Below are 12,606 nucleotides of genomic sequence, written 5' to 3' on the forward strand. Positions count from 1 at the left end.
GAGAAATGTTACATTTTTAACATCAACCTTCTCTAGTAGGCATTTCCTCTTTCGTATAAATAATACGCATCGGATTTCCGCCTACGAAAGCGCCGCCTGGTACATCTTTATGGACAAGTGTGCCAGCAGAAACGATAGCACCATCTCCAATCGTCACACCTGGTAAAACTGTCGTATTCGCTCCGATCATAACTTCATTCCCTATGACGATTTCTCCGAGTCGATACTCACGAATTAAATATTCATGCGCTAAAAGCGTTGTATTATAGCCGATAATTGAATTGTCTCCCACAGTAATCTTTTCTGGAAACATAATATCTGGCATTACCATAAGTGCAAACGACGTTTTCTTTCCTACTTCCATCCGTAAAAACGTGCGATATAACCAATTCTTCACGGATAAAAATGGCGTGTAACGTGCGATTTGGATGATAATAAAGTTTTTCATTACCTTCCAAAAAGAAACTGTTTTATACACATTCCACAATGAATTTTCTCCTGAAACAGGATAGCGCGTTGTCCGTCGCACTGAACTCTCTCCTCTACTTATATAAAGTGACACTTTAACCGGTAGGAATCTTACTACCCGTTAATGCGGGACAAAATCGGTAGTAAATCACTCATTTTATCTAGCACATAATCTGGTTTATACGCTTCTAAATACGCTCTACCTTTCAATGTCCATGAAACCGCTACTGTTTTCGTACCTGCATTTTGTCCACCGACGATATCATGATGATTATCACCAACCATCAATGTTTCTTCTGGCTTTGCATCTAATAATTCGAGTGCTTTTTGAAGTGGTTCTGGATGTGGTTTCACATGTTCCACATCATCAATCGTCACGACAACATCAAAAAACTGATCAAGTTTTGAAAGCTTTAATCCCATTTCAACCGTCTGTCTCGCTTTCGTTGTAACGATGCCGATTTTATAACCTTGCTTCTTCAATTCTTGAACCGTTTCATATACAGTTTCATATTCTTCCACTAATTCATCATGATGCTCATGATTAAATTGGCGATAACATGTAATCATCTCTTCAACCTTGCTTGCATCAATCTTACTAAAAGTGTCATGCAAAGATGGACCGATAAATGGCAATACATCTTCACGCTTATACTGATTAGAATAATAGTGATTTAACGTATGTAAAAAAGAAGAGATAATAAGTTCATTTGTATTAATTAACGTTCCATCTAAATCAAATAACACTGTATTTATTTTCATCGTCCTTAATCCTTTCATTACCTGAATATGAAAGAAGCAGCATCTTATATAAGATGCTACTTTTCTCTAATTTTCTAAATATCTTTTATCAGCTTGCCCCATTTTTCGTCTCACAATAATGAAAATGATAGAAATAACAACAATTCCAATAGACATTACTTGTGCAATACGAAGTGGTCCTAACATTAAACTATCTGTGCGCAAACCTTCTACGAAGAAGCGTCCGACTGAATACCAAATTAAATATGTGAAGAATAATTCACCACGGCGTAAGTTCACTTTTCGTAACGCGAGTAGTAAAATAACACCTGCAAAGTTCCATAATGATTCATATAAAAACGTTGGGTGATAATACACACCATCAATGTACATTTGATTAATAATGAAATCCGGTAAATGAAGACCTTCTAAAAACTGTCTCGTCACTTCATCACCATGCGCCTCTTGGTTCATGAAGTTTCCCCATCGGCCAATTGCTTGTCCTAATAAAATACTCGGCGCAGCAATATCCGCTAACTTCCAGAATGAAAGCCCGCGTCGTTTCGCAAAAAGGATTCCTGTAATAACAGCCCCGATTAAACCACCATGAATCGCCAAACCACCTTGACGAATATTAATAATTTGACTCGGATTTTGCGAATAATATTCCCATTCAAAAATGACATAATACATTCTCGCAAAAAGAATCGCAATTGGTACTGCGATTAATACAAGATCGATAAATGTATCTTTGTGAATACCAAGCCTTTCTCCCTCGCGAGTTGCTAGCCAAAGACCTAATAGCACACCTGTACCGATAATAACCCCATACCAATAAACAGGGAACGGTCCGAGTTGGACTGCTACACGGTCAAGCTGTGGTACAGAACCTAACAGCATATGTATGACCTCCCTCTCCAGAGTCTACTCTTGATTTCCTAACTCAATCGCACTCATTAATCGTTCAGAGAACTGCTGTGCCGCATTGACTCCCATACGTTTCAATCTGAAGTTCATCGCTGCTACTTCAATAATAACAGCCAAGTTTCGACCAGGACGAACTGGAAGTGTAATCTTCGTAAGTTCTGTATCAATAATCTTCATCTTCTCTTCATCAAGACCTAAGCGATCATAATTTTTCTTTTGATCCCAAATTTCAAGATTAATAACAAGCGTAATACGTTTATAATTTCTTACTGCCCCTGCACCAAATAACGTCATTACGTTAATGATACCTAGACCACGAATTTCTAATAAGTGCTCAATTAAATCAGGTGAGCTTCCTACTAATGTGTCTTCATCTTCTTGACGAATTTCTACGCTATCATCCGCAACAAGGCGGTGACCACGCTTTACAAGTTCAAGTGCTGTCTCACTTTTCCCGACACCACTTTGACCTGTAATTAAAACACCAACGCCATAAATATCTACTAACACACCATGAACAGCTGTTGTTGGCGCTAACTTACCTTCTAAGTAGTTTGTTAAACGACTTGATAATCTCGTCGTCGTTTGAGCAGAACGTAATAAAGGCACGCCTGATTCACGTGATGCTTGTAATAACTCATCCGGTACATCTTGATTACGAGTTACAATAATACAAGGCGTCTCTTCAGTACAAAGCGCTTTCATTCTCTCTTGCTTTTGCTCTGTCGTTAACGTATCAAAGAACGTAAGCTCCGTTTTTCCAAGAAGCTGCACGCGATCAGCTGGATAATATGTAAAAAATCCTGCCATTTCAATTCCAGGTCGTGATAAATCACTCGTATCAATCGGACGATGAATCCCTTCTTCACCACTTACTAACTCCAATTGAAATTGTTCAATTAAATCTTTTGTCCTTACTTTCGGCATATGTATAAACCTCCACTCCGCTGCGGGTTCAGTCTCATTTGATGTAAAATTCCATTCTATCGGATATTGTACCATTTTTTTCTGGAAACAAGAAACTCGGTTTCTAATAAATAGAAAAAAACATTTCATATGAATCATGAAATGTTTTTCTTTTTGTCATTTTCTCTTTTTTTCATGTAATGGTTCAACAATTACTTTTTCAATTATCATATTAAAAATCGAAATACAAATTGCCGCAACAATCGCTACACCAAATCCAGATATATTAAAGGCGTCCCCTAATAATGAATCCGTCATCTTTAACGTAATCGCATTAATAACAATTAAGAAGAAACCGAAAGTTACAAGAGTAATTGGTAGCGTAATTAAAATTAAAAGCGGCTTTACAAATACGTTTAAAATCGCCAATATAATACTCGCAATAATTGCAGTTTGTATATTTGCTATGTAAAATGCGTCTGGTGCAACCCCTTTTAAAAGTCCGGATACAGCGATTAACACAACGCTATTTACAAGAAGTGATACAATCCATCTCATTTCCTTACACATCCTTTTAACATATATATTTCATCATACGCTAATAGACAATAAACGCAAGTATCATACGAGCGCTTATATCAACTTATTCTCCCCTTTATGCTTGTATACCTACTAACACTTCCTTGCGAAATAGGGACCACACCATCCATGTTCATGCTTTTTCACAAAGGTCCAAGTAAAGTCTTTGTCTACAATATAGATATCACCTTTATACGCATCGTCTGTCTCCCGTAATATATCCTCCATATGTAATAAACTTGCATCCTTTATTTAGCAGTACATCATCACAATGTTGATAAAGTGAAACTTTAATCAGCGGGGTTTTGTTCATCCCCCACTGATTACTAGTTGAACCAATCGGGCTTTTACGGACAGTTGATCTCCCACCTTACTTCTTTGCATCAGCCAAGTTTTGAGGTGGGAATCTTACTGTCCGTTAATGCGGGTTAGAATATGTAACAATCCTTTTTCACTTCATTATGAAACGCTCTCTCTGCTGCTTCACCTTCTAAACATTTCTTCTTTTCATAACTAAATATGTGCCACAAATAACCACAGCTATATTTATCCCCGTACAAATGAATCTCTTCTTTCTCTTCATAACTCAAATGATTCGCAAAGTTATCCTCCCAGCGTTTTCTAAAGTATATTCCCCACTTTTGAAACTCTCTCACCTTCATATTTTTCTTTCTCAAAACATCTAAAAACTCCATTTTATCCCCCTATGAAATAAAAACCGAGTGTACTTCCCACTCGGTTTTCATAAATAAACTTATTGCGATAACTCTACTTCTTTTATTTTCTCTTTCATTCTTGCTTTATCACGATCTAAAATCTCTTTTAAATACTTACCTGTATACGAGCGTTCTTCTTTCACTACTTGTTCTGGCGTTCCGGAAGCAACGATTTGTCCGCCTTTGTCTCCGCCTTCTGGTCCAAGGTCAATAATATAATCAGCTGTTTTAATAACATCTAAATTATGCTCAATTACAAGTACCGTCTCACCACTCTCAACAAGACGTTGCAACACTTCTAGAAGACGTGCAATATCATGTGCATGTAGGCCAGTCGTTGGCTCATCTAAAATGTATAACGTACGCCCTGTAGAACGACGATGTAATTCAGAAGCTAATTTCACACGCTGCGCCTCACCACCTGATAACGTCGTAGCTGGTTGTCCTAATTTCATATAACCAAGCCCTACATCTACAAGCGTTTGAAGTTTACGCTTAATTTTCGGGATATTAGCAAAGAACTCTACCCCATCTTCAATTGTCATCCCTAACACTTCAGAAATATTCTTATCTTTATATTTCACTTCTAACGTTTCACGATTATAACGTTTACCGTGACAAACTTCACACGGAACATACACGTCTGGTAAGAAATGCATTTCAATTTTAATAATTCCATCACCGCGGCACGCTTCACAACGGCCACCCTTTACGTTAAAGCTGAAACGTCCTTTTTGATATCCACGTACTTTCGCTTCATTCGTTTGCGCAAATACATCACGAATATCATCAAATACACCCGTATATGTTGCTGGATTGGAACGCGGTGTACGCCCGATTGGTGATTGATCAATATCAATAACTTTATCTAACTGCTCAAGACCTTTAATTTCTTTATGAGCCCCTGGCTTCGCTTTCGCCTTATATAGCTTTTGAGCTAACGATTTGTATAGCACTTCATTAATTATCGTACTTTTTCCAGAGCCAGATACGCCTGTTACTGCTACAAATGTTCCTAGAGGAAATGACATTTTCGCATTCTTTAAGTTATTTTCTTTCGCACCGACAATCTCCACTTTACGTCCGTCACCTTTACGTCTTTCAAGTGGTACCGGAATAAACTCTTTACCGCTTAAATATTTCCCAGTTAATGAATTCTCGTCTTGCATAACTTCAGCTGGTGTACCTGCTGATACAACTTGACCACCATGAATACCTGCACCAGGTCCGATATCAAGTAAATAATCAGCAGCCATCATCGTATCTTCATCATGCTCAACAACAATTAACGTATTTCCTAAATCACGCATTTCCTGCAATGTACGAATAAGACGATCATTATCACGCTGATGCAAACCAATAGAAGGCTCATCAAGAATGTAAAGTACGCCAGTAAGGCGAGAACCAATTTGTGTCGCTAAACGAATACGCTGCGCCTCACCACCTGATAAAGTTCCTGCGGCACGACTTAACGTTAAATAATCTAAACCGACGTTCACTAAGAACCCAACACGTTCCTGAATTTCTCTTAAAATTAAATGAGCAATTTTTTGTTGTTTCTCCGTTAACTCAACAGTTGAGAAGAACTCCTGTACTTCTTGAACAGAATATTTCGTTACATCGGCAATCGTTTTATCACCAACGAAAACAGCTAAACTCTCAGGCTTTAAGCGTCCACCTTTACACTTCGGACAAGCTTGCTCTGCCATATATTTCTCCATTTGCTCACGAATATAATCAGAACTCGTCTCACGATAACGACGCTCAATATTCGGAATAACACCTTCAAATAAAATCTCATTTTCCTTTACTTGACCAAATTCATTCACATAGCGGAAATAAAGCTTCTCTTCCCCGCTTCCGTACAGCACTTTATCAAATAAATCCTTCGGTATATCTTTCACCGGCATATCCATATCGATGCCGTAATGATTACACACAGATTTTAATAATTGCGGGTAATATTGTGAACTTGTCGGTTCCCAAGGAGCAATCGCATGTTCATTTAATGATACATCCCAGTTCGGAATAACAAGTTCTAAATCTACCTCTAACTTCGATCCAAGTCCATCACAAGAAGGACACGCGCCGAACGGACTATTAAACGAGAACATACGCGGCTCTAATTCTCCGATTGAAAAACCACAATGTGGACAAGCATGATGTTCACTAAATAGAAGTTCTTCCTCTCCCATTACATCGATTAAAACTCGGCCCCCGCCAAGCTTTAAAGCACTTTCTAGTGAATCTGCAAGTCGGCTTGCAATTCCTTCTTTCACAACAATACGGTCAATAACAACTTCAATTGAATGCTTCTTATTTTTTTCTAAAGTAATCTCTTCCGATACATCCAGCATCTCTCCATCAACGCGCACACGAACATAACCTTGCTTCTTAATATCTTCTAATACTTTCGCATGCGCACCTTTACGCCCTGACACGATAGGCGCTAGCACTTGCAACTTCGTACGTTCAGGATATTCAAGAACACGGTCTACCATCTGTTCCACTGTTTGTGATGTAATTTCAATTCCATGATTCGGACAAATCGGCGTACCAATTCGTGCGAATAATAAACGTAAATAATCATAAATCTCCGTTACCGTTCCAACCGTTGAACGAGGATTACGACTCGTCGTTTTTTGATCAATTGAAATCGCTGGAGATAAACCTTCAATCATATCAACATCCGGCTTATCCATTTGCCCTAAAAACTGGCGCGCATACGCAGATAAAGATTCCACGTATCTACGCTGTCCTTCTGCATAAATCGTATCGAATGCTAACGATGATTTCCCCGAACCAGACAATCCCGTCACAACAACAAGCTGATTTCTCGGAATGGTTACGTCAATATTTTTTAAATTATGCGCTCTAGCACCTTTTACAACAATAAAATCTTTACTCACTCTTTTCACCCTTCCGCTTTTAATTCTAATAGTAAATCTCTTAATTCAGCTGCACGCTCGAAATCTAATGCCTTTGCTGCTTCTTTCATCTCTGCTTCCATCTTCGCAATTGTATTTTCACGTTCTTTTTTCGTCATCTTCTTAGCTGGTGTTGCTTCATATATTTCCGTATCCTCAGCTGCTGTTGTCGCACGAATAACGTCACGTACTCCTTTTTGAATCGTTTTCGGCGTAATACCATGCTTTTCATTGTAAGCTTCTTGTATACTACGACGACGCTGTGTTTCTTCAATTGCAATTCCCATTGATCTCGTTATGCGATCTGCGTACATAATAACGCGGCCGTTTGCATTACGCGCCGCACGACCAATTGTTTGAATTAATGAACGCTCTGAACGTAGGAACCCTTCCTTATCAGCATCTAAAATAGCTACAAGTGATACTTCTGGAATATCTAATCCTTCTCGTAATAAGTTAATACCGACAAGTACATCAAACTTACCAAGGCGAAGATCACGGATAATTTCAATACGCTCTAATGTTTTAATTTCAGAGTGAAGATAATTCACTTTAATTCCTACATCTTTTAAATAGTCCGTTAAATCCTCTGACATTTTCTTCGTTAAAGTCGTAATTAATACACGTTCATTTTTCGCAATCCGGTCATGGATTTCTCCTAATAAATCATCTATTTGTCCTTCAATTGGTCGTATATCAATTGGTGGATCTAAAAGCCCTGTTGGACGAATAATTTGTTCTATTGCTTTCGGTGACTGCTCTAACTCGTACGGTCCTGGCGTTGCCGAAACGTAAATAACTTGATTCGTTTTCTCTTCAAACTCATCAAACGTGAGCGGTCTATTATCTAAAGCTGATGGCAGACGGAATCCATGATCAACAAGCACTTGCTTACGTGCTTGGTCCCCGTTATACATCGCTCTTACTTGCGGAACCGATACGTGCGACTCATCCATAACGATTAAGAAATCCTCTGGAAAATAATCTAAAAGCGTATACGGCGTTGAACCTGCTGGACGAAGTGTTAAATGACGGGAATAGTTTTCAATCCCTGAACAAAAGCCCATCTCGCGCATCATTTCTAAATCATAACGCGTTCGCTGTTCTATGCGCTGCGCCTCTAACAACTTACCGTTATCGTTTAATTCTTTTAAACGCTCTTCTAATTCTTTTTCGATATTTTCAATAGCGACCTTCAGCTTTTCTTCACGTGTAACGAAGTGAGATGCCGGGAAGATTGCTACATGATCACGTTCTGCTAATACTTCACCCGTTAATGCATTTACTTCTCGAATACGATCTATTTCATCCCCAAAAAATTCAATTCGAATACAATGCTCATCAAGTGATGCGGGGAAGATTTCAACTACATCTCCGCGCACACGGAATGTACCACGCTTAAAATCAATATCATTACGTCCATACTGTACATCAACAAGTTCACGAAGCAATTGATTGCGGTCCTTTTCCATACCAACTCGAAGCGAAACAACTAACTCGCGGTATTCTTCCGGAGAACCTAAACCGTATATGCACGAAACACTCGCAACGATAATAACATCATCTCTTTCAAATAAAGAAGACGTTGCCGAGTGGCGTAATTTATCAATTTCATCGTTAATTTGCGCATCTTTTTCAATAAACGTATCCGTATGTGGTACGTACGCTTCCGGCTGATAATAATCGTAATAACTAACAAAATACTCCACAGAATTGTTAGGGAAGAAATCTTTCAGCTCACTATATAACTGTCCTGCTAACGTTTTATTATGAGCCATTACAAGTGTTGGCTTCTGCACTTCTTTAATGACATTTGAAATCGTAAATGTCTTACCCGTTCCTGTCGCTCCAAGCAACACTTGCTTTTTCTTTCCACTATTAATTCCCTCTACAAGCTTCTCTATCGCTCCCGGCTGATCACCTTGCGGGGAATACTCTGAGATAATTTCAAATGGATGTTCCAACTAAAAACCGACCTCCTCATAAAAATCTGTATTATTATTTTACCACGAATGCCCATAAAAAACCTAAAAAAACGAACAGATATTCGGTAAAACTTTCGACAATATATACATAAAAAAGGAAGGAATAAATACTTCCTTCCTCTACTAACTCTATTTTTTAAGTACATATAATAAGTCATATCCATTGCGCCCATTTTCATTCGTACAATCTATTAACCTATATGCCGTTTCTGATTCACGTTGCTCTTTAACAATCCTTTTACAACTATCTTTATGTAACCTTTTATGGTCACCAGCAAATTGATCTTGTCTATTATCTAACACATAAAGTATATCTTTCTCACTATGCTCTAACGTTTGAAAAATCGGGTCACCTTCATGTGTATACTGTACAATTCTTATTTTATCAACTTCCCCTTGTTCCACATTCCAAACGAACTTCTCGAATTTATCTAGATTAGAAATTTCTGCCCCCTTTGCAACGACATCATTCTTCTTATCAATTGCACTGTTAGGTTGTGAACATGCTACTAAACTAAAGAGAAATAAGCATATAAAACCTGTTCTTTTTCCTATTGTTATCCTCTCCTATACAAACTATTGGTATACTAGAAAAAAGCTACTTTCCTCTATGAAAGTAGCTTCTTGTTTCCTTTCTCCTTCTTCGGAAAAATAACATATGAAAATGAAATCGCAGTATCCGCTAAAAGAATAATAGCCCATACTTGGCTTACACGGCTTGCTGCTTTATTTAAAACGATTCCTGACTCTAACCAATTCCCCCACTGTTCTACTGGAATAAGCCCATACATGAAGAAAAAGAATATATGAACAGCAACAAACAAAATAAGATGTAAAACCCAATTTTTCATTTCCTGCTTCGCATGCGCCATCCCTGCCACTTCAATTGGTTCTTCGATAATAGGCGCCGGTTCATTCCGCCACTTCGCAACTAATTTTTGTACATATATATCTAATTTCTTCAAATCCTTTTTCCCATAAAAAACTGCATATAATAAAATGATTACCGTAATGATTTGAAAATTAGAGAACTTCCCTGTTTGATAATAGTCCACTACCCCTAAAGTTAAAATAAACACTTCATTTATGAGCAGCACAATCCCCATAATAAAGCTCGCCTTTTTCAAGCGAAATCCATACCTTAGTAAAAAGAATCCGACAGCTGATAGCCAAAATACAATCTCCGCACCAATTAAAAAGTACCATCGATATTCTGCGAGTATACTCATTTATCCCTCTCCCTTTCATCATATATACGAAAAGCCTCATCCATATATACTAGAAGCTCTTCTTCAATTGGATACATACTCATTTTCTGTGAATCTTCTTTTGACTTTCTTACTTCCCACAATTTATCTAAAAATGCTTCATCACCATTTGCCATCTCTAAACACTTCTGCATTAATTTCTTTGTTGCGCCTTGTACCTCATCACATGATGCTTCCTTACCGTCTTTCATAAAGTTACGTAGTTGCTTTAATAAATCTACCCACTCTAATACATTCGGATCTTCTTCACTCATATTTGGTAAATTACGAAGTAAATCTTGCTCTTCCTTTGAAAATAATTCATTTTGGAATATTTCACGTATACGAGGAGACTGTTTCGAAAGCTGAATGAGTTCAAACATAACTTTCCAATCCAGTTCTCCCTCCACATCTACTGAATAAACAACTGCCTGTAAAATACGTTCCATTCGATTAAATTTCTTTTGTTCTTCCTGTACAAATCTAAGTTGTTTTTCAAGCGAGTCTTTTGAATTAAGTTCACCTTTTACTAACATATTCGTAATCTCTTTTAATGAAAAACCCATTTCTTTTAAAAATAAAATTTGCTGCAAACGAACAACGTCTCTCTCGCTATATAACCGATGTCCCCCATCAGTTTTCCCACTTGGCTTTAATAAATCGATTTGATCATAATATCGTAGCGTCCTTACTGTAACCCCTGTTTCCCTCGTTAGTTCTTGAATTAAAATCAACTCCATCACCTCTTCTCCTTCATTATAAAAGGTGACGTAACGTAACTTTCAAGTAGTTTGTAAAAAAAATACAAAAAGCTGTTTATACCTTTTGTATAAACAGCTTTTATGGAAATAACCCCTTTTGTATAGTACGCCCACAAAATAAAATAATTGCCCCTACAACAACACTTGTTGCTGTTTTATGGTAATCCGCTAACATTAATAAATAGTATGATAAACCTACAGCACCAATCATAATACATACACTTGGCACTGGATTGCGAGAGAAGTTTTGCATCCCCCACAAAAGTGCAAATATAGCCGTCGCAACACATAATACCGCTAATCCCATCCCGTTTCCCCTTTATATATCTATTTACTGGTCTTTGTCGCTAATACACTTGTTGATGCCATGCTAATTAAAAATCCAAAAATAACTACATATAATAATTCATTTACATCCAAGGTTTGTCTATCTAAGTACTTATTTACAGAAAGATACGCGATAAAAAACAAAAAGAAACCTACCATACAAGCCGTAAAGTATTGCTGCATTTTTTTCATGATTCTCTCATCTAATGCAGGTACGCCTTCTTCTTTCCATCTCTTTCGCTCCTTATACTCAGACACAGCGTATAAACTAATAAGGGCTACATTTGAAATCAATATTACTCCCCACGAAATATTTAAAATGACTAAACTTGTATTTAAAATAAGCCCCGCTAAAGATAAGCTTCCTATAAACCTCATAACCTCTTGCTTACTCATACATGATCAGCTTCTTTTTGATTTCTATATTTCCATTTCGGCCAATAGTTCACAAAGAAATAAACAAACTGTCCTAATACCAATAAAACAAACGGTATGCCCGCATTTCCATAAACAATTAAATTATACAAACTCCATACCGCTAAACTCATTGTTAAAAACAACCCTAAATATTTAAACGCTTTATCCGACTGAAATCTCTCAAACTCATCTTGCATTTTCATTCCTCCTATCGTTATGCTCGTTTTCCCGCCATTACTCCTATGATGAGACTACCAGCAAATAAGAAACTACATACAATGAATATTTCTGGAATCGGTATAACAACCCTTCCTATTCCTTTGCTCGCAACAATATAAACTATGAGCAGAATAAACGCGAATACAAATGAGACATTTACATACTTTTTTATATTTTCATTTACCCGCTCATCTATATCTGGAAGTTCTTCTTTTTTGTACTTACGTTTTTTATAATACGTATACACCGTTAAAAGTAGAATTGCTAAGATGTTACTAACTATTAGCGATAACATCGGTATAGATGGGTCCATAATACGAACTAAAACGTCTCCTCCACATAATCCTAAGACAGTAGTAATATACAACTTTTTAGTGTCGTTCATT

General features: G+C 37.4%; 14 protein-coding genes and 2 pseudogenes. All 16 read right to left on the minus strand.

All coding sequences use genetic code 11. The features are described 5' to 3' along the window. Positions 1-22 precede the first annotated feature (22 nt). Complete coding sequence (locus JFT89_RS16875) at positions 23-529, minus strand: acyltransferase (protein ID WP_002159900.1); 507 nt, start codon at positions 527-529, stop codon at positions 23-25. 53 nt (positions 530-582) lie between these two features. Further along, positions 583-1,230: a pyrophosphatase PpaX gene (gene ppaX / locus JFT89_RS16880; protein WP_002112826.1), complete on the minus strand. Its 648-nt coding sequence runs from the start codon at positions 1,228-1,230 to the stop codon at positions 583-585. 66 nt (positions 1,231-1,296) lie between these two features. Next, on the minus strand, positions 1,297-2,109 hold the full coding sequence (lgt, locus tag JFT89_RS16885; protein ID WP_002144893.1) for a prolipoprotein diacylglyceryl transferase: 813 nt from the start codon (positions 2,107-2,109) through the stop codon (positions 1,297-1,299). Between the two features lie 24 nt (positions 2,110-2,133). Further along, complete coding sequence (hprK, locus tag JFT89_RS16890; RefSeq protein ID WP_002016091.1) at positions 2,134-3,063, minus strand: HPr(Ser) kinase/phosphatase; 930 nt, start codon at positions 3,061-3,063, stop codon at positions 2,134-2,136. Between the two features lie 156 nt (positions 3,064-3,219). Then, the gene (locus tag JFT89_RS16895) at positions 3,220-3,600 is read right to left on the minus strand and encodes a phage holin family protein (RefSeq protein WP_002089574.1); all 381 of its coding nucleotides are present in this window, start codon (positions 3,598-3,600) and stop codon (positions 3,220-3,222) included. Positions 3,601-3,714: 114 nt separating this feature from the next. Further along, positions 3,715-3,901 (minus strand): annotated as a pseudogene (locus JFT89_RS16900) (DUF4275 family protein); the annotation flags it as partial. Positions 3,902-4,052: 151 nt separating this feature from the next. Further along, positions 4,053-4,316: pseudogene (locus JFT89_RS16905) on the minus strand (DUF4275 family protein); the annotation flags it as partial. Between the two features lie 59 nt (positions 4,317-4,375). Next, the gene (uvrA, locus tag JFT89_RS16910; RefSeq protein ID WP_201040380.1) at positions 4,376-7,246 is read right to left on the minus strand and encodes an excinuclease ABC subunit UvrA; all 2,871 of its coding nucleotides are present in this window, start codon (positions 7,244-7,246) and stop codon (positions 4,376-4,378) included. A gap of 5 nt (positions 7,247-7,251) precedes the next feature. Continuing rightward, positions 7,252-9,228: an excinuclease ABC subunit B gene (gene uvrB, locus JFT89_RS16915; RefSeq protein WP_002016097.1), complete on the minus strand. Its 1,977-nt coding sequence runs from the start codon at positions 9,226-9,228 to the stop codon at positions 7,252-7,254. A gap of 150 nt (positions 9,229-9,378) precedes the next feature. Beyond that, on the minus strand, positions 9,379-9,810 hold the full coding sequence (locus tag JFT89_RS16920; RefSeq protein ID WP_078184819.1) for a DUF4362 domain-containing protein: 432 nt from the start codon (positions 9,808-9,810) through the stop codon (positions 9,379-9,381). A gap of 47 nt (positions 9,811-9,857) precedes the next feature. Next, the gene (locus JFT89_RS16925) at positions 9,858-10,478 is read right to left on the minus strand and encodes a hypothetical protein (RefSeq protein WP_002139151.1); all 621 of its coding nucleotides are present in this window, start codon (positions 10,476-10,478) and stop codon (positions 9,858-9,860) included. Continuing rightward, complete coding sequence (locus tag JFT89_RS16930) at positions 10,475-11,236, minus strand: MerR family transcriptional regulator (RefSeq protein ID WP_002068320.1); 762 nt, start codon at positions 11,234-11,236, stop codon at positions 10,475-10,477. The genes JFT89_RS16925 and JFT89_RS16930 overlap by 4 nt, the downstream gene beginning before the upstream one ends. Positions 11,237-11,336: 100 nt before the next feature. Continuing rightward, positions 11,337-11,564 carry a hypothetical protein gene (locus JFT89_RS16935; RefSeq protein ID WP_016096549.1) on the minus strand — a complete coding sequence of 76 codons (228 nt, stop codon included), beginning with the start codon at positions 11,562-11,564 and terminating at the stop codon, positions 11,337-11,339. A 20-nt stretch (positions 11,565-11,584) separates the two neighbouring features. Next, entirely contained in the window at positions 11,585-11,980 is a 396-nt protein-coding gene (locus JFT89_RS16940) for a hypothetical protein (RefSeq protein ID WP_002139149.1), read from the minus strand. After that, positions 11,977-12,198: a hypothetical protein gene (locus tag JFT89_RS16945; protein WP_016096548.1), complete on the minus strand. Its 222-nt coding sequence runs from the start codon at positions 12,196-12,198 to the stop codon at positions 11,977-11,979. Before JFT89_RS16945 ends, JFT89_RS16940 begins: the two co-directional genes overlap by 4 nt. Positions 12,199-12,215: 17 nt before the next feature. Beyond that, positions 12,216-12,605: a hypothetical protein gene (locus JFT89_RS16950; RefSeq protein ID WP_016096547.1), complete on the minus strand. Its 390-nt coding sequence runs from the start codon at positions 12,603-12,605 to the stop codon at positions 12,216-12,218. Position 12,606: the final 1 nt, after the last annotated feature.

The sequence above is a fragment of the Bacillus sp. TH25 genome, assembly GCF_016650935.1.
In the GTDB taxonomy this organism is placed as follows: Bacteria; Bacillota; Bacilli; order Bacillales; family Bacillaceae_G; genus Bacillus_A; species Bacillus_A mycoides.

Coding starts and splice junctions, on each gene's coding strand:
- JFT89_RS16895 (WP_002089574.1), bottom strand. CDS start 3,600: ATGAGATGGATTGTATCACTTCTTGTAAATAGCGTTGTGTTAATCGCT.
- JFT89_RS16940 (WP_002139149.1), bottom strand. CDS start 11,980: ATGAGTAAGCAAGAGGTTATGAGGTTTATAGGAAGCTTATCTTTAGCG.
- JFT89_RS16945 (WP_016096548.1), bottom strand. CDS start 12,198: ATGCAAGATGAGTTTGAGAGATTTCAGTCGGATAAAGCGTTTAAATAT.
- JFT89_RS16935 (WP_016096549.1), bottom strand. CDS start 11,564: ATGGGATTAGCGGTATTATGTGTTGCGACGGCTATATTTGCACTTTTG.
- JFT89_RS16930 (WP_002068320.1), bottom strand. CDS start 11,236: ATGGAGTTGATTTTAATTCAAGAACTAACGAGGGAAACAGGGGTTACA.
- ppaX (WP_002112826.1), bottom strand. CDS start 1,230: ATGAAAATAAATACAGTGTTATTTGATTTAGATGGAACGTTAATTAAT.
- lgt (WP_002144893.1), bottom strand. CDS start 2,109: ATGCTGTTAGGTTCTGTACCACAGCTTGACCGTGTAGCAGTCCAACTC.
- JFT89_RS16950 (WP_016096547.1), bottom strand. CDS start 12,605: ATGAACGACACTAAAAAGTTGTATATTACTACTGTCTTAGGATTATGT.
- JFT89_RS16925 (WP_002139151.1), bottom strand. CDS start 10,478: ATGAGTATACTCGCAGAATATCGATGGTACTTTTTAATTGGTGCGGAG.
- hprK (WP_002016091.1), bottom strand. CDS start 3,063: ATGCCGAAAGTAAGGACAAAAGATTTAATTGAACAATTTCAATTGGAG.